Source organism: Kocuria rhizosphaericola, assembly GCF_044462205.1.
GTDB classification, from domain to species: Bacteria; Actinomycetota; Actinomycetes; order Actinomycetales; family Micrococcaceae; genus Kocuria; species Kocuria rhizosphaericola.
The window spans coordinates 1-21,713 of the sequence record NZ_JBISWK010000091.1 but is presented as its reverse complement, the minus strand read 5'-3'; the positions used below and the strand labels follow the sequence as shown (position 1 = coordinate 21,713).

Genomic DNA, 21,713 nt, shown 5'->3' with positions numbered 1-21,713 from the left:
GCCAAGGCTGCCCCGGGCCTCGGCGGGCATGATCGGCACGTCCCGACCTCGGTCGGAGACCACGGGGCGCGCCGTGTCCACCGCCGTGCTGCCATCTCCCGCTCGAGGGTGGGTGGATGGTCGGTCGTCAGCGGGTCCTGCCGGCAGGCGCTGTGGTGGAGGACGCGTCAGCGGGCCGGGTGGTGCTGTGCCCGCGGAGCACGACCGGCAGTGCCGCAGCGGCCAGGAGCGCGAGCACGACCAGGGGCATCCAGGGGATGCCTGGCCACCAGTGGTGCCGGTCGGTGAGATCGAACAGCTGCCCGAGCACGGCGTTTCCGGCCAGCACGGCGATGCCGCCGCAGGTGGCGGCCAGCCCGTAGTAGGCGCCCCGCCCCGAGGTGGACCCTCGATCGGGCACGAACCGCGGGATCAGGGACAGGATCGTGGGGGTCAGGAGCATGTGGCCCAGGATCAGGACGGTGACGGTGCCCGCCAGCGGCGCCATCGAGCCGGCAGCGGCCCCGGGGTGCATCGCGGTCAGGGCGGCCAGGGCGAAAGCGCCGGCCTCCAGCACGAAGCCGACCGCCAGGGCGCGGCCAGGGCCCATGCGCCGACCGGCGGCGGAGACAGGCAGCTGCAGCAGCAGGGTCAGACCCGACGCCAGCAGGAACAGCGCGGCGAGCCGGGCGCCGTCGAGGCCTCGTCGGCTCAGCTCGACGGGCACGGCGAAGTAGAGCTGGTTGTAGGCCAGCATGTTCATACCGGCCAGGGCACAGAACAGCACGAAGCGCCGGTCGCGCAGGAAGGCCCACCGGGGGGCGGCCGCAGAGGGTGCCGGGGCGGGCACCTCGGCTTCCCGGTCCGACGGCAGGGGGACCGGTTCGGCCGGGAGCAGATACCAGAGCAGGACCGTCACTGCCGCGAACACCCCGATCCCCGCGGCCAGGGCCGCGTCGAATCCCCACCCCAGGAGGACCGATCCCACCACCGGACCCAGGACGGCGCCGATCTCTCCGGTGATCGCCAGCCACACGAACACCGATCGCCGGCTTCTCGACGCGCCGGACGGATCCTCGGTCCCGGCCGGCTGATCGGCGTGGGAGAGCCGGGACTCCAGGGCGGGTGAGAACAGGGCGCCTCCCGCGCCGGTGAGCACCGCGCCGAGGAAGAACAGGGCGAAGTCGGACGCCGCGGCCAGCGTGGCGTAGCCGACGATGCGCACCAGGCACCCGGTGAGGATGGCCCGGCGGGCGCCCCACCGGTCGGCCAGCATCCCGCCGAGCAGGAACATGCCCTGCTGACTGAAGGTCCGGGCTCCCAGCACCAGTCCGATGGCTGCGGCGCCCAGGCCGTACTCGGTGGCCATGGCTCCGGCCAGGAAAGGCACGACGGCGTAGAAGCCGATGTTGAACACCAGTTGAGCACTCAGCAGGGTGCGCGTCTCGGGCCGGTGGTCACGGAACGGCATCGAGGTGCTCCTCGGACGGGCGGCGAGTGTCCAGGATGGCGCACACCTGGGGCAGTGCCGCTGCTACCAGCTGCTTGCTGTGCTCGTGGCGTGGGCGGGTGAAGAGTTCTGAGGTCTCCGCAAGCTCGACCAGGCGGCCCCGGAAGAGCACGGCGACCCGGTGGCTCATGTAGCGGACGACGCTCAGGTCATGGGAGATCATCACCAGGGACAGGCGTCGGTCACGGTGCAGGCGCAGCAACAGGTCCAGGACGGTGCGCTGGGTCACGGCGTCCAGGGCCGACGTTGCCTCGTCGCAGATGAGGACCTCCGGTTCCAGCAGAAGTGCTCGGGCAATGGTGAGCCGCTGCAACTGGCCTCCGGAGCACTGGCCGGGATATCTGTCCAGCACCCCGGGCTCCAGTCCCACCTCCCGCACGACCCCGTGGATGCGTTCACGCCGTTGCTCGGGCGCACCGTACCGGTGCCGCAGCAGAGGGGCCTCCAGGCTGGTGCGCAATCGCATGCGGGGATCGAAGGAATCGTGCGGGTCCTGGAAGACGAGCTGGACGTGCGAGGCCGCCGCACCGGTGCCACCGCCGTCGGCGCCGAGGGCGGTGGTGATGCGACCGCCGTCCGGGGTCTCGAGTCCGACGATGAGCCGTGCCAGGGTGCTCTTCCCGGAGCCCGACTGCCCCAGCACGCCGAGGATCTCGCCTTCTCGCAGATCGAGGGACACCTGGTCCACGGCAGGAGGGGCCGCACGCCGGTTCGGCCGGAATCGCTTGGTGAGGTCGTCCAGCACCACGACCGGGCGCGCCCCGCCGGTGGGGGGCGGTGTTCCGGTGGGGGTGAGGGCCGATGCCTCCAGCAGGGCCTGCGTGCACGTGCGCTGCGGATCGCCGAGCACGGTGCCGGCCGGCCCGGATTCCTGCACGCGTCCGGCGTCCATCACCACGACCCGGTCGGCGTAGGCGGACACCGTGGCCATGTTGTGGGTGATGTAGAGGACCCCCAGTCCCCGCTCGCGCCGTTCGCGGTCGATCAGCTCCAGGATCTGACGCTCGAGCACCGTGTCCAGGGCTGACGTCGGCTCGTCGGCCAGGAGCAGTCCGGGGCGGCCGGCCAGGGCCAGGGCCACCATGGCCCGTTGGGCCATGCCACCTGAGAGCTGGTGGGGATGTGCCCGGGCGCACCACTGGGGGTCCTCGAACCCCACTTCGGCCAGCAGTTCCAGCGTCCGTGCACGGGCCCGCGTGCCGCGGAGCCCGGCGTGGAGCCTCAGTGGTTCCCTCAGGTGGCTGCTGATGGTCCGGCGCGGGTTGAACATCCGCTTGGGCTGTTGGTAGAGCATGCCGATCCGACCGCCGCGCACGCGGGCCAGCTCCGCCTCGCCGGCCCGGGTGAGGTCCGTCCCGCCCAGCCGGATCGTCCCTGCGTCGCGGTGCACCTGCGAGGGCAGCAGCCCCATGACGGACATGGCCGTCAGGGTCTTGCCCGACCCGGAGGCGCCCACCAGCGCCACGAACTCGCCCGGAGCCACGGTGAGGTCGATGCCGGACAGGATCGGGCGGCCACCGGCGCTGTCCGCGGCTCCGGGACGGCGCGCGGTCGCGGCCGGCCGGTGGCTGAGGTGCAGGTCCTCGACGACCAGGTGCTCAGACATCCCGCTCCATCCGTGACGATGCCGGCAGCAGCATGCGGGTGCTGCTCATGTGCGCCAGTCGTTGGCCGATCAGGGTCACGCACAGCGCAACGGTGAAGACCACCAGGCCCGGGGCCAGGATCGTCATCGGTGCCCTGGCGGCGTACGGCTGGGCCGCAGCCAGCATCGACCCCCAGTCCGACTGCGGTGGCTGCACCCCCAGCCCCAAGTAGGACAGGGCACCGACGGTGATCAGGAACTGGCCGAACCGCAGCGCGGCCTGCCCGAGCAGCGGTCCAGCCAGGTGCGGCAGGATGTGCCGGAGAACGACGAAGGACGGCGAGCACCCCAGCACGCGGGCGGCCTCGACGAAGCCGCGGGCCGAGACGTCGTATGCCAGTGCTCGGGCCAACCGGGCGAAGGGTGTCCAGCCGGTCACGGTCAGGGCCAGCAGCAAGGACAGGTGGCCGGGCCCCAGCACGGCGACCAGGAACAGGGCCACCACCATCTCCGGCAGCGCCAGCAGGACGTCGTTGGCCCGCGTGAGGAGCTCGTCGATCCACCCCCGCCGGCGGGCACTGACCACGCCGATCCCCGTGCCGATCGCGGCGGTCAGCACGGTGGCCACGGCGGCGGTCACCAGTGAGAACCGGCCGCCGTCGAGCAGCCGGCTCAAGGTGTCCCGGCCCAGGTGGTCGGTACCCAGCCAGTGGGCCGGGCCGGGCTGGGCGAGCCGGGCACCGAGGTCCTGATCGGCGGGCGGATACGGTGCGATCCACGGCGAGACGGCCACGGACAGCACGATCAGGGCCAGGACCGCCGCCGCCGCCCAGACGAGCACGGGCCGCTTACCCAAGGTGCCCCCTGAACCGGGGGTTGAGCAGTCCGTGCACCAGGTCCGCCGCGGTCGTCAGCGCGACTGCCGACCCCACGACCATCACCACGCCGCCCTGGGCCAGAGGGATGTCGCTGTTGAGGACGGCGTCGAACAACAGTCTCCCCATGCCCGGGATCGCGAAGACGACCTCCACGATGACGGACCCGCCCAGCAACCCGGCGAACCAGACGGCCACCAGGGTGGTCAAGGGCAGCAGACCGTTGGGGATCACGTGGCTCCACACGGCCTGCCGGTAGCTGAGTCCCCGGGCCCGGGCGGCGACGACGTGCTCGGCGCTCAGCGCCTCGAGCACTCCCTCACGCACCGCCGAGGTGAAGTAGCTGATCGGGCGCAGGGCCAGCACCGACACCGGCAGCACCGCAGATGCAGGGCCCGCCCACCCGGCAGAGGGCAGCAGGGACAGCTGCAGCGCGAAGACCAGCACGAGCATCGGGGCCAGCCAGTACTCGGGCATCGCGATGAAGGCCTGGGTGACCGTGGTGATCGCCCGGTCGGCCGGGCGTCCCTCCTGCAGGGCGGCGGCGACCCCCAGCACCACGGACACCGTGGCCGCCACCCCGAGGGCCATGACCACCAGGCTCAGTGTGATCCACAGGGCGGGCAGCACCTGCTCGATCACCGGTGTCCGGCTGGCGTAGGACAGGCCCATGTCGCCGCCGGCGAGCCTGCCGAGCCATCGCAGGTACTGCACCGCCAGAGGATCCTGGAGTCCCAGCTCGAGGGCCAGCCCCTGGGCGGCGGCGTCGTCGATCACCTCCCCCGCCACCCGCGACCGGATGATCTTGCGCACCGGATCCCCCGGGGTGACGTAGGGGATGAGGAAGACCACGAAGGATGCCAGCAGGACGGTGACCCCCAGGGTCGCCGTCCTCCTGGCCAGGAACGCCGTCACCGACGCCCTCGTGCTCCGGGGGTTCTGCGGTGGCCGGTCGTGCTCACGAGCCGGACTTCGCCGTCTCTGCGCGCAGCACGTACCGCGAGAGCGGATCCTGCACGTAGTTCTGCAGGTCGGTGCGGACCGCGTCGATGGCCTGCTCGTTGACCAGCCAGACGTTCACGGCCTGTTCCTCGAGGATCTGTCCCGCCTGGGCGTACAGCTGGTAGCGCTGCTCGGCGTCGGCGGTCTCGGCCGCCCGGGCGATGAGGGCGTCGTACTCCTCGTCGCAGAAGTGGCTGAGGTTGTAGCTGCCCTCGCAGGTGTAGTCGGCGGTGAGGAACCCGATCGGGTCGGCGATGTCGATCAGGCGGTTGCGCTGGCTGAGCACCATGTCGTAGTCCCCGGACAGAAGGTCCGGCTCCACCGCGGCATACTCCTTGGTCGTGATGGTGACAGGGACGCCGACGCTCTTCAGGTTCTCCTGGATGACGGTCGCCACGTCGGCGAACTCCGCCCGCTCCACGATCGCGACGATCTCCAGCGGCCGCTCGGCGGTGTAGCCGGCGGCGGCCAGCAGCTCCTTCGCCGCCGCCACGTCCTGCTGCGGTGTCCCGGCCCCCTCGACGGCCCAGGGCTCGGACGAGGCGAAGGGTCCGGTGCCCGGCAGGGCCGCGCCCTCGTAGACGCTGCCGGCCAGGGCGTCCAGATCCAGCGCCGAGCGGACGGCCCTGCGGAAGTCGACGTCGTCGAAGGGCGCCCTGCTGTTGTTCATGTACAGCGTCGCGGTCCGCGGGGACTCCGCCTCGAGGACCTCGACGTCGGGGTCGGCCTCCAGCGCGGACAGGTTGGCGACGGGAACGGACAGGGAGACGTCGGCCTCGCCGGTCTGGACCTGCGTCGCACGCGTCGCCCCGTCCGTGATGAACCGCACCTCGGCCCCGGCGAGCTGCACCGGACCGCCCCAGTAGTTCTCGTTCCGGTCCAGGGTCAGGGACTGCTCCGGCTGCTCCGAGACGGGGGTGAACGGCCCGGTGCAGTGCCCGAACGGGTCCACCGTCTCGCCCTCGAAGGCGGCAGCGGCCAGCACTCCGGTGTTGACGCTGGCCAGGCGGTACGGGACCAGGGGGCTCTCGGCCGGTGTGGTGACCCGCACCGTGCGCTCGTCGACGGCCTCGACGCCGCTGACGACGTCCGGGCTGAAGGCTCGGGCCGGGACCTCCGCGTCCAGGACGTTCCGCAACGAGGTCACCACCGCGTCGGCGGTGAGCTGGGTGCCGTCCTGGAACTGCACGCCGTCCCGGAGGGTGAAGTCCCACTCCCTGGGCGAGACCTGGCTCCACTCCGTGGCCAGTGCCGGAACGATCTCGCCCTGGGCCTCGTCGTAACGGGTCAGGGTCTCCAGGCACCCGGACAGCGACAGGATGTAGGCGGCGTCGCTCTCCAGGGCCCAGTCGGCCACCGGAGCGCGGAAGTTGTCCACCACGATTCGCTGGTCGAGGTCCGCCGCCTGCTCGCTCCCTCCGTCCCCACCGCTGAAGCCACAACCTGACAACGTGAGAACGGCGACGACACCCATCGATGCCGATGCCCGGAGCACAGCGCGCACAGAACCACCTAAGATCGTCGTCCCTGGGCGGAGCGCCCACCGACGACATGTGAATGACGGGGAAATCCCCCGGAGGAGAGGTTAGGCTAACCTCAGTCCGAGGTCCACTCAGCCGGTGAGATTCGTCATGATCAGGCCGGACCCGGCTTCCGCCACGGATGTGCCGGCGGCCCGCTCCGGCCGCCCCGCCCCATTCTGCCGCTCCCGCCAGGACCGCCAGGTCAGCGTCCGGGCCGACGCCGTCTCGGGGCGAAGGTGGCCGGCTTGTCGGCTGCGTGGAAGTCGGTGATCAACCGCGCGCACAGCTGCGGCTTCTCGACCAGCACTCCGTGGGAGGCGTGCGGGACCACGGCCAGCTCCCCGCGCGGCAGGGCGCGGTACATGGCCACGGCGTGCTCGAGCCGCACCTCGTCGTCGTCGCCGACGAGCACGAGGACGGGAAGGTCGAGGCCGGCCAGGTCCGTGTCCGTGAAGGCCGGTTCTCCCGCGTGCATCTGCCGCAGCTTCTCCACCACCTGGCCGTAGTGCTCGCGCCCGTCGGGGGAGACCTCCGCGTAGGCGTCGACCATGAAGACCGGCACCTCCGCCTCGCCCTCCAGGACCCCGGGCTCCCACCCGTCGTGGTGGTGCACACCGGCCGCGACCACCAGGTCCCGGACGAGGTCCGGCCGTCGCACGGCCACGGTCAGGGCGATGACCGCCCCGTCGCTGTAGCCCAGCAGGTGCACCGGCGCCTCGGCCTCGGCGTCGAGGAAGGCGATCGTGTCCTCGGCCATCGCCGCGTAGGAGAGCGGGCCCTCCCGGTCGGGGGTGCGGCCGTGCCCGCGCTGGTCGGGGGTGATCACCCGGTACCGGTCGGTCAGTTCCGCCACCAGCGGACCCAGGGCCCGGGAGTCCGTGCCACCGGGGTGCAGCAGGACGAAGTGCGGCCCGTTCCCGCGGGCGCTGGACCACAGTCTCCCGGCCCGGCCGGTCCTGTCCTCGCTCATGCGGCCAGTATCGCCCCTCCCGAGGACACCGCAACAGCACCGGAGCGGTGCAGGACCGAATGCTCCGCACCGTCCCCGGGGCCGGCCGCAACGGCGGCGGCACGCCCGCGGCCCAGCCGCTCAACCGTTCAGTCGCCCAGTCGCCCAGTCGCTCAGCCGCTCAGCCGCTCAGTCGCGGAGCATGACCCCCACGCGCCGGACCCCCTCGGTGATGTCCTCCTCCGAGGCCGCGGAGTAGGCCAGGCGCAGGCTCGTGGAGGCGCGGCCGTCCGCGTAGCAGGCGCCACCGGGCACGAGCACCACGCCGTGCCCGATGGCCCGGCCCAGGAGGTCCCCGTGGTCGAGGCCCGGGTCGAGGTCCAGCCACGTGAAGAAGCCGCCGGCCGGGCGCGTCCAGCGCACCCCCTCGGGCATGAACTGCTCGAGGGCGGCCATCATGGCGGCGCAGCGGGAGCGGTAGAGCTCGACCGCCCGGTCCAGAGCGGGCCGCCAGTGCTCGCCGGCCACGTACTCGGCGGCGAGCTCCTGGCCGAGCACGGACGGGTGGATGGTCACGGCCTCGGCCGCGATCTGCAACCGGGCCCGCACCGCCGGCACCGCCGCGATCCACCCCACCCGCAGCCCGGGCGAGAAGATCTTGGAGAAGCTGCCCAGGTGGATCACGGTGCCGGGGTCCAGCGAGTACAGGGACGGGAGCCGGTGGGCGCGGTCGAAGCCGAGCAGCGCGTACGGGTCGTCCTCGAGGATGAGCACGCCGCGCTCGGCGCAGACCTCCACGAGCCGGCGGCGCCGTTCCTCGGTGGTCGTCACGCCCGTGGGGTTGGAGAAGTTCGGCACGGTGTAGACGAACTTCACCCGCCGGCCGGCGGCCCGCAGCCCGTCGATCCGCTCGGCGACCGCCTCGGGGTCCAGCCCGTCGTCGTCGACGTCCACGTGCGCGACCTCGACCTCGTAGCTGCCGAACACGCCGAGGGCTCCCACGTAGGTGGGGCCCTCGGCCACGACTACGTCGCCCGGGTCGCAGAACAGCTTGGTCACGAGGTCGAGACCCGCCTGGGACCCGGCGGTGATCTGGATCGTGTCGGGCGTGGTCTCCGCGCCCTGCAGGCGCATGAGCTCGACGACGAGCCCCGGCAGGCGCTCGATCCCCGCCCCGGAGCCGTACTGGAGGACCTCGGGCCCGCGCTCGGTCAGGATCCGTGCCGCCATCGCGGCCACGACGTCGTGCGGGAGCACGCTCATGTCCGGGTTGCCGCCGGCCAGGGAGATGATCCCGGGGCGCATCGCGATCTCGAACACGGCGCGGACCGGGGAGGGCCGGAACTCCTCCGAGCGGTGGGCGAAGAGCGAGGTGTGATCGGGCCGGGGGGTCACGGCCGCGCCCCCGGTCACCGCTCCTCCCCCGGAGTGCCCGAGGCGTCCTGCGCCGGGTCCTGCGCCGGGTCCGGGACGGCGTCCCCGTAGACGTGCCCGGCCAGACCGTAGGCGGGTCCGCCCGGCGCTGCGCCGGGGCCCAGGGCGAGGAGGCTGATGAGCTCGTAGGCCACGTGCGCGGCGGCCACCCCGGTGATCTCGGCGTGGTCGTAGGCCGGGGCCACCTCGACGACGTCGCAGCCGACCACGTGCGTCCCCCGCAGCCCGCGCAGGATCTCGAGCACCTCCCGGCTGGTCATCCCGCCGGCCTCCGGGGTGCCGGTGCCGGGGGCGTGGGCCGGGTCCAGGACGTCGATGTCCAGGGACACGTAGAGCGGGCGGTCGCCGACGCGCTCCCGCAGGTGCGCGACGACGGCGTCCACCCCCAGCCGCATGACGTCGGCGGAGGAGACGATGCCGAAGCCGAAGCGGGCGTCGTCGTCGAGGTCCTCGGTGCCGTAGAGCGGCCCGCGGGTGCCGACGTGGCACACGGCGTCCGTGTCGAGCAGGCCCTCCTCGAACGCGCGGCGGAAGGGGGTGCCGTGGGTGTACTCGGCGCCGAAGTAGGTGTCCCAGGTGTCCAGGTGGGCGTCGAAGTGCAGCAGCGCGACCCGGCCGTGGCGCGCGTGGGCGGCGCGCAGCAGCGGCAGGGCGATGGTGTGGTCGCCGCCGATCGCCACGAGCCGGGTGTCCTCCCCCATGAGCTCCTTGGCCTGGGCCTCGATGGAGGCGATCGCCTCGGGGATGTCGAAGGGGTTGGCCACGATGTCCCCGGCGTCGGCGACCTGCGCCCCGGCGAACGGCGAGACGTTCTGCGCGGGGTTGTAGGGGCGCAGCAGGCGCGAGGACTCCCGGACGTGGTTGGCCCCGAACCGGGCGCCCGGCCGGTAGGAGACGCCGGAGTCGAACGGCACCCCCACCACCGCGATGTCCGTGTGCTCGACCTCGTCCGTGCGCGGCAGGCGGGCGAACGTGCCCAGCCCGGCCCAGCGAGGGGTCCTGGCGGCGTCGACGGGTCCGACGACGGGGGTGCCGTCCGGGGCAGTGCCGGTGATGCGTTCGGGGTTCATGGTGTGCGGTCCTCTCGGTGGGTGCTGACGTGGGTGCTGACGTGCGTGCTGACGGGGGTGGTGGGGACGGGGCGGGGCGCTCAGGAGCCGAGGATCCACAGCAGCACGGCGTCTTCCGCGCCGGGGTTCTCCCAGGTGTGCGGCTCGGAACCGGGGAACGTCACGGTGTCCCCGGCTTCGAGGTCGTAGGTGCGGTCCGGGACGTGGAGCCGGAACCGGCCGCTGATCAGGTGCAGCACCTCGGTCTCGCAGTCCATGCTGTACATCGTGTCCTCGCCCCGGCCGCCGGCGGCCACGCGGGCCCGGATGACCTGCACCGTGCGCTGGGCCGTCGGCGTGACGAGCTGCTCCTCGATCCCCTCACCGCCGAGGTCGATGTGTGGGGCGTCCTCGAGCCGGACCACTTCCACGTCGGCGGGGCCGGTGAAGAGCTCGCCCATGTCGATCCGCAGCACCTGGCACATCCGCACCAGCGAGTCCACGGACGGGGAGGTGATGTCCCGCTCGACCCGGCTGACGAAGCCCTTGGTGAGACCGGCGGCGGAGGCGAGCTGGTCGATGGTCATGTGGCTGCGCCGCCGGTGGTTGCGCAGCCGCGACCCCACGGCGGCGGAGTGACCCGAGCTCTCGATGGGCAGTGCTTTCACGACGCCTTCTCCTCCTGGACAGGTTCACCGGCCCGGCATGAGCCGGACCGGTTCCCAAAACATGATCTGCATCATACTATGTGGGACAACTTTTGTTTCTTACTGAGCAACTTAGTCTCGAGGAAACACTCCGTCGATCCCGTGGGCGCCCGCGCTCCGAGGAAGAAGTGACCACCATGAACGTGCTGATCATCGTGCTCTACCTGGTCGCCATGGTGGCGGTCGGGCTCTGGGCCAGCCGCCGGGCGCACAACGCCGAGGACTACCGGGTGGCCGGACGCCGCCTGGGTCCGGGCTTCTACACCGGGACGATGGCCGCCGTGGTCCTCGGCGGTGCCTCCACCGTGGGCGGGGTGGGCCTCGGCTACACCTACGGCATCTCCGGGATGTGGCTGGTCGTGGCGATCGCCACGGGCCTGGCCGCGCTGAGCCTGTTCTTCGCGGGCCGCATCCAGTCCCTCAAGGTGTTCACCGTGTCCCAGATGCTGCAGCTGCGCTACGGCGAGCACGGCGGGGCCAAGGCGTCGTCGTTCGTGATGCTGGCCTACACCGTGATGCTGTCGGTGACGTCGACGTCGGCCTACGCGGCGATCTTCTCGGTGCTGTTCCCGATCGACCGGACCTGGGCGATCCTGCTCGGCGGCGTGGTGGTGGTGGGGTACTCGGTGCTCGGCGGGATGTGGTCGATCACGCTCACCGACATGATGCAGTTCGTGTTCATGACGATCGGACTGTTCCTGATCCTGCTGCCGTTCTCCCTCTCCGCCGCGGGCGGCTGGAGCGGGCTCGAGGAGCGGCTGGACGCCACGTTCTTCACCTGGGGCGGCATGGGCACGCAGGCGATCATCACCATGTTCGTCGTCTACGGCTTCGGCATGCTCATCGGCCAGGACATCTGGCAGCGCGTGTTCACCGCCCGCTCCCCGCAGGTCGCCCGCTGGGGCGGGCTCGGCTCCGCCGCCTACGTGGCACTCTACGGCGTGGCCGGCGCCGTCATCGGCATGACCGCCGCGGCCGTGGCCCCGAACCTCGCCTCCCCCGACGACGCGTTCGCCACGATGGCGCAACAGTACGTCCCGGCCGGGCTCGGCGGGATCGTGCTCGCCGCCGGTGTCGCCGCCATGATGTCCACGGCCTCGGGCGCGCTCATCGCCTCGGCCACCGTGGCGAGGGTGGACGTCGTCCCCGCCCTGAAAGCCCTGTTCGGCCGCAGCACCGCTCCGGCCGGGCAGGAGGCGACCGCCGCGGACGAAGCCGCGGAGCTGCGCACCGACCGGCTCTACATGCTCGTCTTCGGCGTGGTGATCACCGCGATCTCGGTCTTCATCTCGGACACCGTCACCGCCCTGACCATCGCCTACGACATCCTGGTCGGCGGCCTGCTCGTCGCGATCCTCGGGGGTCTCGTGTGGAAGCGGGGCACCGGCCTCGGCGCGGCGCTGTCGATGCTCGTCGGCTCGGTGGTCGTCCTGGCCTCCATGGTGTTCTTCGGCGTGCTGGCCAACGCCCCCATCTACCTGGGCCTGGCGAGCTCGGCGCTGGTCTACGTGGTGGTCTCCCTGCTGTCCCGGCCCACGCACGAGGGCGTGCTGCAGCACTGGAACGAACGCCTCACGGGCTCCGGCTCGGTCGCCGCCGACCGCACGGAGGCCCGCCCGTGAACGGGGCGACCGGCACCCGCGGAGCGGACGCCGCACCACAGGGGATATCCGCTCCCCTGAGTCGCGAGGAGGTGGAACGGGCCGCCACCGCCCTGGTCGCGGCGTTCGCCGCCACCGACACGCAGGCTTATTTCGACGCCTTCTCCCCGGATGCCGACTTCGTCTTCCACAGCGAGCCGGACCGCCTGGCGGACCGCGACAGCTACGAGCGGCTCTGGCGGGGATGGCTCGCGGAGGGCTGGCGCGTGCTCTCCTGCGAGAGCACCGACGCCGTCGTGCACCTGTGCGGGGAAGCCGCGGTGTTCGTCCACGACGTCCGCACCACCACGGAGACCGACGGCGTGGCCGAGACCACGACCGAGCGCGAGACCATCGTCTTCCACCGGACCGCGGACGGTTCCGTCACCGCCGTCCACGAACACCTTTCTCCCGTCCCGCCCACCAGTGAGGCAAGCGCATGAGCACAACGAACCGCACCACCGACGGGCACAGGTCCCCCTGGTCCCGGCTCTCGGACCACCTGGACGAGAACTCCGAGGGCTACGGCCCGCTGCGGGGCACGCTGGGGGCCGGCCGGATCGGGATGATCTGGCTCGCGGCGAACCTCGTGGTGACCACCCTGCTGACGGGGACGCTGTTCGTGCCCGGGGTGTCCTGGCCCACGGCCCTGGGCATGATCGTCCTGGGCACGCTGATCGGCGGGACGGTGCTGGTGCTCGTGGGGAACATGGGCACGCGCACCGGTCTCCCCACCATGTCCCTGACCAAGGGCTCCTTCGGGCTGCGCGGCTCCTTCCTCCCGGTGGCCGCGAACGTGGTCATCCTCATGGGCTGGAGCTGGGTGCAGGCCATGCTCGCCGGTGTCACCGTGAACTTCCTGGTGGAGCAGGCGACCGGCTACTCCAACCCGGTGCTGTTCTCCGTGCTCTGCCAGACTCTGGTCGTGACCCTGGCCGTCTTCGGCCACGAGGGCATCGCCCGGGTCGAGCCGTGGCTGGCGGTGGTGATCCTGGGGATCATGGCCTGGGTCTTCACCGTGGCGTTCACCTCCTACCCGCCGGCCGACTTCGCCGCCCTGCCCGTGGACGCCGGGGCGGGCTGGTCCTCCATCACGGTCCTCGACGTCGTCATCGCCACGGCCATCTCCTGGACGGTGCTCTCCGCGGAGTTCAACCGCCTCGCCCGGTCGCAGTCCGCGGGCGTGATCGGCTCCGGCACGGGGTACGTTTTGTCCACGGTCGCGGCCATGAGCCTCGGGGCGACCGCGATCGCCTACGTGGTGCTGGAAGGCGGGGAGGCGGTCGGATTCGACCCGACGGTGCTCGTCGCCGCCTTCGGCGCGCCCCTGGCGGTGGTGATCTTCCTGTCGGTCATGGCCACCAACACCATGGTCGTCTACGGCATGGTCTCCTCGGTGGTGAACCTCACGCCCTCGCGCCGGGTGCGGTTCCTGCCCACGGCGCTGGTGCTGGGAGCCGTGTCGATCCTCGGGTCCACCTGGCTGGGCCTGCTGGACCAGTTCACCGGCTTCCTGGTCCTGATCGGCTCGCTGTTCATCCCCGTCTTCGCGATCATGCTGGTGGACTACTACGTGGTCAAGCGCGGCGCCTACGCCGCGGACATCCTGCGAGGACGCGGTGGCCGCTACTGGTACCGGAGCGGGGTCCACCCCGCCGCCGTGGTGGTCTGGGTCGTCGGCGCGGCCACCTCCCTCGTGCTCACCTACGTGCTGCCGAGCCCGGTGGGCGCCACGATCCCCACGTTCGTCGTCTCCGCGCTGCTCTACCTGGTCTGGGCCGTGGCGGCCGGGAGCATCGTGGCGGACCGCCCGGTGCAGCGCCACCTCTCCGCCGCGGCGGACGAGGTCACCGCGCCGGACCGGAGCGACAGGGCCGCCGCGGTGGGCGAGACCGGCCGACCGGAGGAGACCGCCGATGCTCCTCGTTGACCTGAGCCACCCCGTGGAGGCCGGCATGCAGGTGTTCCCCGGGGATCCGCCCGTGGACTCCCGGCTCGCCGCGTCCGTCCCGCGGGACGGTTTCCAGGTGGCCGAGCTGCACCTGGGCACGCACAGCGGGACGCACCTGGACGCTCCCCTGCACACCGTGGACGGGGGGTCTCCCGTGGACGAGCTCGACCTCTCCCGTCTGGTGGGGCCGGCCCGGGTCGTGCCCGTGCCGGAGCTCCGGGAGCACGACGTGATCCGCTGGGACGACGTCCGCGCGCAGCTGGAGGACGTCCGCGCCGACACGATCGTGCTGTTCCGCACCGACTGGTCCCGGCACTTCGGCACGCCGCGCTACCTCGAGCACCCGGTGCTGCACGTGGAGATCGCCGAGCACCTGCTGTCCGCGGGCGTGCGCGTGCTCGGCGTGGACACCCTCAACCCGGACCGCACCCCGGACGCCTCCTCGACCGGCCCGCTCGAGCTGCCGGTGCACGCGGCGGTCCTGGGAGCGGGCGGGGCGATCATCGAGAACCTGACCAACCTGCACGCCGTCACCTGGCCGGACCCGCTGCTGAGCGCCCTGCCGCTGCGCCTGCGCGGCCTGGACGGCTCCCCTGTCCGGGCGGTGGCGATGCAGCTGTGAGTCCCGCCCCCGGCCGATCCGCACCCCCGCGCCACGACCCCGCTGACGACATCCGATCCCCGACGAGGAGACCCCGCCATGACCGCTGATCCCCGCACCACCACCCCGTCCTCCTACCGGTCCGTCGACCCGGCCACGGGCCGGGTCCTGGCCGAGCACCCCACCGCCACCGACGCCGAGGTCCAAGAGGCCCTCGCCGGCGCCGACGCCGCCTTCCGCGAGTGGCGGTCCCGGCCGATCGAGGAGCGGGCGGCCGTCGCCGCCCGCGTCGGCGCGCTGTTCGCCGAGCGGGTCGAAGAGCTGGCCGCGACCATCACCGAGGAGATGGGCAAGCCGCTGACCGAGGCACGGGAGGAGGTCGAGTTCTGCGCCGAGATCTTCGGCTACTTCGCCGGCCAGGGCCCCGCCCTGGCCGCCGACCAGCCCATCACGGCCTCCGGCGGAGGCCGGGCGGTGATCCAGAAGCGGCCCGTGGGGGTGCTGCTGGGGATCATGCCGTGGAACTACCCCTACTACCAGGTGGCCCGCTTCGTGGCCCCCAACCTGGTGCTGGGCAACACGATCCTGCTCAAGCACGCCGAGAGCTGCCCCCAGGCCGCCCTGGCCATCCAGCAGCTCCTGTCCGACGCCGGGGTGCCGGCCGGCGTCTACGTCAACGTCTTCGCGAGCCACGACCAGGTCGCCGACATCATCGCCGACCCCCGGGTCCAGGGCGTGTCCCTCACCGGGTCCGAGCGGGCCGGGGCGAAGGTCGCCGAGATCGCCGGACGGAACCTGAAGAAGGTCGTGCTGGAGCTCGGCGGCTCCGACCCCTATGTGGTGCTCGACACCGAGGACGTCAAGGAGTCGGCCCGGGCGGCCTTCGCCACCCGGATGGGCAACACCGGCCAGGCGTGCAACTCCAACAAGCGGATGATCGTCATGGCGGAGCTCTACGACGAGTTCGTGGCCGAGCTGACCCGTCAGGCCGAGGCGCTGACCCCGGGCGACCCGGCCGCCGACGCCCCCGGCACCTTCGCGCCCCTGTCCTCCCGGGCCGCGGCCGAGGGGCTGGCCCGCCAGATCCAGGACGCCGTGCACGCCGGGGCGACCCTGCACGCCGGCGGGCGGCTGCTCGAGGGCCCGGGCGCCTACCTGGAGCCGGCCGTGCTCACCGGGATCACCCCGGACATGGCCGCCCACCACGAGGAGCTCTTCGGCCCCGTGGCCGTGGTCTACCGGGCGGCCGACGACGAGGAGGCCCTCGCCCTCGCCAACGACACCCCCTACGGCCTGGGCGGGGCCGTCTTCAGCACGGACCCCGACCGGGCGCGCCGGGTCGCCGAGGGTCTTGAGGCCGGCATGGCCGCCGTCAACGCCGCCGAGGCCGAGGGCGCCGAGATGCCCTTCGGCGGGGTCAAGCGCTCCGGCTACGGCCGGGAGCTCGGTCCGCTGGGCATGGACGAGTTCGTCAACAAGCGCCTGCTCTACATCAAGGACTGATCCGCCGCACGACCCGCCCCATTCACCCCACCCCACGCATCCCACTTCTGGAGGACCGCTCATGACCACCCGCAGGACCACCGCCCGAGCCGTGCTGGAGACGCTCCGGGGCTACGGCGTCGACACCGTCTTCGGCATCCCCGGGACCCACTCGCTCGAGTTCTACCGGCCCCTGCGGGAGCTGGGCATCCGGGCGGTCACCCCGCGCCACGAGCAGGGCGCCGCGTACGGCGCGGACGGGTGGAGCCAGGTCTCCGGGCTGCCCGGGGTCGTCATCACCACGTCCGGGCCCGGCCTGCTCAACTCCCTGTCCGGCGCGGCCACGGCCTACGCCGAGTCCCGCCCGATGATTATCCTGTCCCCGGGACGGCCCGTGGGCCACGACTTCCGGGACATCGGCTCGCTGCACGAGACGAAGAACCCGTCCGCGGCCGTGGACGCGATCGTCGGCCACAGCCGCCGGGTGACCAGCGGGGCCGAGGCCGTGACCATGGTCCACGACGCCTTCCGGGACTTCGCCCACTCCCGCCCCCGCCCGGTGCACATCGAGATCCCGCTGGACGTGCTGGAGGCGGAGCTCGACTACACCGACCGGCAGGTCGCGCCGCGCCCGCTCGGCGCTCCGCAACCGGCCCCGGTCGACGACGTGCGCCGCGCCGCCGAGGTGCTGCGCGCCGCCGAGCGACCCGTCATCCTGGCCGGCGGTGGCTCGCTGGCCGCCGGAGGGCGGCTGCTCGAGCTCGCGGAGCTGCTGGAGGCGCCGGTCATCACCACGACCAACGGCAAGGGCGCCATTCCCGAGCGGCACCGCCTCGCGCTGGGCGCCGACCTGCGCCTGTCCACCGCGCACGAGTTCCTGCGCTCCGCCGACGCACTGCTGGTGATCGGCTCGAAGGTGGGCGAGGCCGAGCTGTGGGGCGGCGACATCACACCCCGGGGCCCGGTCGTGCGCGTGGACATCATGCGCGACCAGATGCTGTGCAACCTCGACCCGGACATCGAACTGCCCGGCCACTCCGCGGCCGTGGTCCCGCAGCTCCTCGAGGCGATCGGCCCGCTGGCGCCGCGCCCCCCGCGCGACCTCGCCGAGATCTTCGCCCGGCTCGACGACGAGGGCCGCCGCACCGCGCCCGAGCTCGCGGCCCTCAACGAGACCATCATGGCGGTGGTGCCGGAGGACACGATCATCGGCGGCGACTCCTCCCAGGTCACCTATCTGGGCTCCACCACGTTCTTCCGCGCCCAGCTCCCCCACTCCCTGCTCTACATGGGGACCTACGCGACCCTCGGCTACGGCCTGCCGGCCTCGATCGGGGCCAAGCTCGCCGCCCCGCACCGTCCCGTGCTGTGCCTCGTGGGCGACGGCGCCCTGATGTTCTCGATCCAGGAGCTGATGACCGCCGTGGAGCTCGGCGTGGACCTCCCGATCGTGTGCGTGGACAACGGCGGCTACGGCGAGATCCGCCAGAACATGACCGACCGGGACATCGACCCGCTCGCCGTGGACCTGCGGCAGCCGGACTGGCCGGCGCTCGCGGAGGCCTTCGGCGCGGTCGGCTTCGAGGCCACCCAGGACGACCTCGCCGAGAAGGTCGTCGAGGCACTCGCGGTGAAGGGGCCGAGCCTCGTGCACCTGCGCCTCTGACGGCTGGCCGGCCGACGGATCACGCGGCGGTCACGACTTGCGCAGAGTGCTCTCGGAAGGCCCGTGGAAGACTCGCAGAGTCCGGTGTCACGCCTTGTGAGCGGGCAGAAAGCCTGCTTACGGTGAGTGTGCACGCAGCCGGGTCCGGTGTCTCACCGCCGATGCGCCGAACCGGTGACCATGGCCAACACCAGGAGGCACATCATGAGCACGCGTGAACACCACAGCACCCGCAAGGCTGCCGTGAGCCTGCTCGCCGCCGCCGGGCTCGCGCTCGCCGGTTGCGGGGCCGACGAGCCCGAGACAGGCACCGAGGTGGAGGACATCACCGAGGGCGAGGTCGCCGAGACCAGTCCTCCGCCGGACACGGGAGCGGCCCCCATGACCCCGTACGGCGGCGCCTACAACCGTCAGTTCTACGACGACCGGGCCGTCTACGAGGGCCAGGACGTCACGCTCTCCGCCGAGGTGGAGGAAGTCGTCTCCCCCTCGGCCCTGACGGTCGGCGACCCCGACGACCTCACCCTCGACCCCCTGCTCGTGGTCCACGACCTCGACGTGCCCGACCTCCAGGAGGGCCAGACGCTCGAGGTGGTCGGCATGGTCCAGGAGGGCTTCGAGGTTGCCGCCGCAGAGGAGCAGCTCGGGGTCGACCTCGAGGACGCCCTGTTCGAGGACCACGTGGGCGATCCCTGGCTCCACGCCACCGACGCCACCGTCACCGCGGAGGAGTAGGGGCGGCGTTCCGTCCGGCCAGAGGGGCCGTGCCCTGCTCGAGCGTGCTGAGCGTTCCGGCAGGGCACGGACCCTCACGGCTGCGGGGGAAGGGACCGGTCGGCGCGGGACCTGGTCGTCGTGGACGTCGGGGCGTCCTCGCCTGCTGCACGGAGCGCGGGCACGCCCCCAGGTCTCCCCGGGGACCGGTGCCACGGCCGGCCCGGAGGGGCGTACCGCGGCACTGGCGCCCGCCGCAGGGCGACGCCGCGCAGCCCTGCGTGGTCATGGGTCACGGCTTCACGGCTTCACGGGCACCCAGGACCAGCTGGCCCGTCACGCCACCGGCTTCGCGGAGCACGGCCTGGCCGTGCTGACCTTCGACTACACGGCGTTTCGGCCGCAGCGGCGGCGAACCCCGGCAGATCGTCGACGTCGAGGAGCAGCTCGAGGACTGGCGGGCGGCCGTGCGCCTGACCCGTGGCCTGCCCGGCGTGGACCCGGCCCGGATCGCACTGTGGGGCAGCTCGTCGTCCGGTGGACACGTCCTGCGCCTGGCCTCGGAGGACCGGCGGACCCGGGCCGTGGTCCTCCAGGTGCCGGAGTTCGGCAAGGGCTCCCGGAGCACCCGCGAGGAGCTCCGGGCCGAGAAGCAGCAGGAGCACATCCCGCTCGGGATGCTCCTGGGGGCCGCCGTCCGGCTGGTGGCCGCCGCGGTCCGCGATGAACTGCGGGGCCGGCGCGGCCTGCCCCCGCACTGCATCCCCGTGTTCGCGCTCCCCGGGGACCTGGGAGCGGTCATCGGCCCGGACAGCGACCGCCACCTCGCGCAGGCGGTGGAGACGGGCCCCACCTGGCGCAACGAGTTCGCGCCCCGGCTGTTCTTCCACCCGCCGGTGTACCGTCCCGGCACCGCCGAACGGGTGCAGGCGCCGCTGCTCGTGTGCGTCGCCGAGCAGGACACCGAGACGGATCCGCGGCGGGCCGCGGAGATCGCCCGGGCTGCGCCGCGGGGAGAGCTCCTGACGTACCCGGTGGGGCACTTCGAGATCTACGCGGATCCGGTGCAGTCCCGCGTGCTCGAGGACCAGACCCGGTTCCTGCCCCGCCATCTCCGCCCCGGGACGGAGCCGACCGGCGGCGGCTGACGGATCACCCCGCGCGGGCGCGGGGACGCGTTCCTCCCCCACGGCCACCGGCCATGAGGGAGGAACGCGTGCCCGTCCGCCGTCAGACGCGGGAGCGGGTGTTGCCCCGTTGCTGGGTCGGTGTGTCCGTGCGCCAGAGTCGGTGGGCCAGGAGGGCGAGTCCGGTGATGAGCAGGACCAGCATGATGGTGCCCAGGTTGAGGCCCAGGCCGTGGATGAAGAGGTAGGCGACCGCGCCGCCGGCGAGGCAGTAGTAGGTGGTCACGATGATGGTCTTGCGCAGCAGGTCTCCTTCGCGTCCGAGCAGTCCCACGGTGGCGGAGGCGGCCACGATGTTGTGGATGGCGATCGGGTTGCCACCGGCCCCGCCGACGGCCTGGGCGGCGACCACGAGCTCGGGGCGCTCCAGGCCGATCGCGGCACCGGTGGAGAACTGGAACTGGGAGAACGTCAGGTTGGACACGGTGTTGGACCCGGCCACGAAGGCCCCCAGCGCCCCGATCCAGGGCGCGATCAGCGGCCAGGAGCTGCCCGAGATCGCCGCGGCCCCCTCGGCGAGGGTGACCGGCATGCTGGAGAGCCCCGAGTCGTTGAGGGCCGGGCCGGACTGGATGAGCACGCGCACCAGCGGCACGGCGAAGAGCAGCGCGGCGGCGGTGCCGGCGAGCTGACCGGCCGAGATCTTCAGCGTGCGGGCGATCTCCCGGGAGTTCATCCGGTGCAGCGCGTAGGCGAAGAGGGAGGCCAGGATCATGAGGAACCCCGGCAGGTAGAACGGCTGCACGGTGGTGGTGATCTCGGTGCCCAGGATGTTCTCGAACGGGATCGCCAGGCCGGTCAGGAACTCCTTCAGCGGGGCGATGACCCGGGTGGCCACCAGCAGCCCGGCCATCAGGGCGTAGGGGGCCCAGGCCCGGACCACGCTCATGTGCGTGGACACGTCCGTGGCCTGGGCCGGCTCGATGGTGCCCATCCAGCGGGCGGGCCACTCGGCGCGGGGGCCGAAGTCGAAGGTGTCCTGGGGCATCAGGAAGCCCTTGCTGGAGGTGAGCATCACCAGCACCAGGCCCAGGAGCCCGCCGAACATCGCGGGGAACTCGGGCCCGAGGAAACGGGCCACCAGCACGTAGGGAACGGTCATGGCCAGGGAGGCGTAGACCGCGAAGGGCCACACGGCCAGTCCGTCGCGGAAGCGGCGGTCGGGGCCGAAGAACCCGGTGAGCATGCTCACGAGGATCAGCGGGATGAGGATGCCCACCACGGCGTGGATGGCCGCGGTGTAGAAACCGATCGAGCTGACGAACTCGGGCATGGTCACGCCCAGGGCGCTGACGCGCTCGGCGACCGCGGGATCACCGCCCAGGCCGTTGGTCACGCCCACCAGGATGGGGGTGCCGACCGCTCCGAAGCTCACGGGGGTGCTCTGGATGATGAGACCGACCATGACGGCGGCCATCGCGGGGAAGCCCATGGCCAGCAGCAGCGGGGCGACCACCGCGGCCGGGGTGCCGAAGCCCGAGGCGCCCTCGATGAAGGACCCGAAGAGCCAGCCGATGATGATGGCCTGGACCCGCCGGTCGGCGGAGATGTTGTTGAACCCGGCCCGGATCGTGGCCATGGCCCCGCCCACCGTGAGGGTCGACAGCAGCAGCAGCGCCCCGAAGACGATGTAGAGCAAGGTGACGGCCACGACCAGGCCCTCGATGGTCGCCGCCAGCACCCCGGTGAAGCTCATCCGCCACACCACCAGCGCCACCACCACCGCGGTGAGATACCCCACCGGCATCGCGAACTTGGCCGGCCACCGGAACCCGGCCAAAAGCACGCCCACCAGCAGGATGGGCAGCAGAGCCAAAAGGCTCAGCACAGCAAGATTGTCCACGGAAAGGTCCTTTCTG

Annotated in this window: 18 protein-coding genes; 8 read left to right on the top strand and 10 right to left on the bottom strand. The window is 72.2% G+C overall.

Annotated features, from left to right (window positions below; all coding sequences use genetic code 11):
- Positions 1-127: 127 nt before the first annotated feature.
- The 9 genes from ACH9D2_RS09480 to ACH9D2_RS09440 form a co-directional block, all read right to left on the bottom strand.
- Entirely contained in the window at positions 128-1,450 is a 1,323-nt protein-coding gene (locus tag ACH9D2_RS09480; RefSeq protein ID WP_396362590.1) for an MFS transporter, read from the bottom strand.
- Positions 1,437-3,095: an ATP-binding cassette domain-containing protein gene (locus ACH9D2_RS09475; protein ID WP_396362589.1), complete on the bottom strand. Its 1,659-nt coding sequence runs from the start codon at positions 3,093-3,095 to the stop codon at positions 1,437-1,439. The genes ACH9D2_RS09480 and ACH9D2_RS09475 overlap by 14 nt, the downstream gene beginning before the upstream one ends.
- Complete coding sequence (locus ACH9D2_RS09470; protein WP_396362588.1) at positions 3,088-3,930, bottom strand: ABC transporter permease; 843 nt, start codon at positions 3,928-3,930, stop codon at positions 3,088-3,090. Before ACH9D2_RS09470 ends, ACH9D2_RS09475 begins: the two co-directional genes overlap by 8 nt.
- A complete protein-coding gene (locus ACH9D2_RS09465; RefSeq protein WP_396362587.1) occupies positions 3,923-4,864 on the bottom strand; it encodes an ABC transporter permease in 942 nt (313 codons plus the stop codon). Before ACH9D2_RS09465 ends, ACH9D2_RS09470 begins: the two co-directional genes overlap by 8 nt.
- 43 nt (positions 4,865-4,907) lie before the next feature.
- Positions 4,908-6,332 (bottom strand): ABC transporter substrate-binding protein, encoded by a 1,425-nt coding sequence (locus tag ACH9D2_RS09460; RefSeq protein ID WP_396362586.1) that lies wholly within the window; start codon positions 6,330-6,332, stop codon positions 4,908-4,910.
- 344 nt (positions 6,333-6,676) lie between these two features.
- Complete coding sequence (locus ACH9D2_RS09455) at positions 6,677-7,444, bottom strand: alpha/beta fold hydrolase (protein WP_396362585.1); 768 nt, start codon at positions 7,442-7,444, stop codon at positions 6,677-6,679.
- Between the two features lie 168 nt (positions 7,445-7,612).
- Complete coding sequence (locus ACH9D2_RS09450) at positions 7,613-8,836, bottom strand: aminotransferase-like domain-containing protein (protein ID WP_396362584.1); 1,224 nt, start codon at positions 8,834-8,836, stop codon at positions 7,613-7,615.
- Positions 8,833-9,927 (bottom strand): agmatinase, encoded by a 1,095-nt coding sequence (gene speB, locus ACH9D2_RS09445; RefSeq protein WP_396362583.1) that lies wholly within the window; start codon positions 9,925-9,927, stop codon positions 8,833-8,835. Before speB ends, ACH9D2_RS09450 begins: the two co-directional genes overlap by 4 nt.
- Positions 9,928-10,007: 80 nt before the next feature.
- Entirely contained in the window at positions 10,008-10,574 is a 567-nt protein-coding gene (locus ACH9D2_RS09440; protein WP_396362582.1) for a helix-turn-helix domain-containing protein, read from the bottom strand.
- 176 nt (positions 10,575-10,750) lie between these two features.
- Between ACH9D2_RS09440 and ACH9D2_RS09435 the strand changes: the two genes are divergently transcribed.
- From ACH9D2_RS09435 to ACH9D2_RS09400, 8 genes are all read left to right on the top strand, one after another.
- Positions 10,751-12,235: a sodium:solute symporter gene (locus ACH9D2_RS09435; protein WP_396362624.1), complete on the top strand. Its 1,485-nt coding sequence runs from the start codon at positions 10,751-10,753 to the stop codon at positions 12,233-12,235.
- A gap of 71 nt (positions 12,236-12,306) precedes the next feature.
- Complete coding sequence (locus ACH9D2_RS09430) at positions 12,307-12,696, top strand: YybH family protein (protein ID WP_396362581.1); 390 nt, start codon at positions 12,307-12,309, stop codon at positions 12,694-12,696.
- Positions 12,693-14,183 carry a purine-cytosine permease family protein gene (locus ACH9D2_RS09425; protein WP_396362580.1) on the top strand — a complete coding sequence of 497 codons (1,491 nt, stop codon included), beginning with the start codon at positions 12,693-12,695 and terminating at the stop codon, positions 14,181-14,183. Before ACH9D2_RS09430 ends, ACH9D2_RS09425 begins: the two co-directional genes overlap by 4 nt.
- Positions 14,170-14,826 carry a cyclase family protein gene (locus ACH9D2_RS09420; RefSeq protein WP_396362579.1) on the top strand — a complete coding sequence of 219 codons (657 nt, stop codon included), beginning with the start codon at positions 14,170-14,172 and terminating at the stop codon, positions 14,824-14,826. The genes ACH9D2_RS09425 and ACH9D2_RS09420 overlap by 14 nt, the downstream gene beginning before the upstream one ends.
- A 78-nt stretch (positions 14,827-14,904) precedes the next feature.
- Positions 14,905-16,308 (top strand): NAD-dependent succinate-semialdehyde dehydrogenase, encoded by a 1,404-nt coding sequence (locus ACH9D2_RS09415; protein ID WP_396362578.1) that lies wholly within the window; start codon positions 14,905-14,907, stop codon positions 16,306-16,308.
- Between the two features lie 61 nt (positions 16,309-16,369).
- Positions 16,370-17,953, top strand: coding sequence for a thiamine pyrophosphate-binding protein (locus tag ACH9D2_RS09410; protein WP_396362577.1), 1,584 nt, complete (start codon positions 16,370-16,372; stop codon positions 17,951-17,953).
- A gap of 204 nt (positions 17,954-18,157) precedes the next feature.
- The gene (locus ACH9D2_RS09405; protein WP_396362576.1) at positions 18,158-18,688 is read left to right on the top strand and encodes a hypothetical protein; all 531 of its coding nucleotides are present in this window, start codon (positions 18,158-18,160) and stop codon (positions 18,686-18,688) included.
- 446 nt (positions 18,689-19,134) lie between these two features.
- Positions 19,135-19,815, top strand: a complete 681-nt coding sequence (locus ACH9D2_RS09400; RefSeq protein WP_396362575.1) for a hypothetical protein — start codon at positions 19,135-19,137, stop codon at positions 19,813-19,815.
- A gap of 82 nt (positions 19,816-19,897) precedes the next feature.
- Here ACH9D2_RS09400 and ACH9D2_RS09395 read toward each other — a convergent pair whose 3' ends face one another.
- The gene (locus ACH9D2_RS09395) at positions 19,898-21,697 is read right to left on the bottom strand and encodes an L-lactate permease (RefSeq protein WP_396362551.1); all 1,800 of its coding nucleotides are present in this window, start codon (positions 21,695-21,697) and stop codon (positions 19,898-19,900) included.
- Between the last annotated feature and the right edge of the window lie 16 nt (positions 21,698-21,713).

Excerpts from the sequence above, each read along its gene's own strand:
- ACH9D2_RS09480 (WP_396362590.1), bottom strand. The coding sequence starts at position 1,450 with ATGCCGTTCCGTGACCACCGGCCCGAGACGCGCACCCTGCTGAGTGCT.
- ACH9D2_RS09475 (WP_396362589.1), bottom strand. The coding sequence starts at position 3,095 with ATGTCTGAGCACCTGGTCGTCGAGGACCTGCACCTCAGCCACCGGCCG.
- ACH9D2_RS09455 (WP_396362585.1), bottom strand. The coding sequence starts at position 7,444 with ATGAGCGAGGACAGGACCGGCCGGGCCGGGAGACTGTGGTCCAGCGCC.
- speB (WP_396362583.1), bottom strand. The coding sequence starts at position 9,927 with ATGAACCCCGAACGCATCACCGGCACTGCCCCGGACGGCACCCCCGTC.
- ACH9D2_RS09435 (WP_396362624.1), top strand. The coding sequence starts at position 10,751 with ATGAACGTGCTGATCATCGTGCTCTACCTGGTCGCCATGGTGGCGGTC.
- ACH9D2_RS09425 (WP_396362580.1), top strand. The coding sequence starts at position 12,693 with ATGAGCACAACGAACCGCACCACCGACGGGCACAGGTCCCCCTGGTCC.
- ACH9D2_RS09420 (WP_396362579.1), top strand. The coding sequence starts at position 14,170 with ATGCTCCTCGTTGACCTGAGCCACCCCGTGGAGGCCGGCATGCAGGTG.
- ACH9D2_RS09415 (WP_396362578.1), top strand. The coding sequence starts at position 14,905 with ATGACCGCTGATCCCCGCACCACCACCCCGTCCTCCTACCGGTCCGTC.
- ACH9D2_RS09410 (WP_396362577.1), top strand. The coding sequence starts at position 16,370 with ATGACCACCCGCAGGACCACCGCCCGAGCCGTGCTGGAGACGCTCCGG.
- ACH9D2_RS09405 (WP_396362576.1), top strand. The coding sequence starts at position 18,158 with ATGAGCACGCGTGAACACCACAGCACCCGCAAGGCTGCCGTGAGCCTG.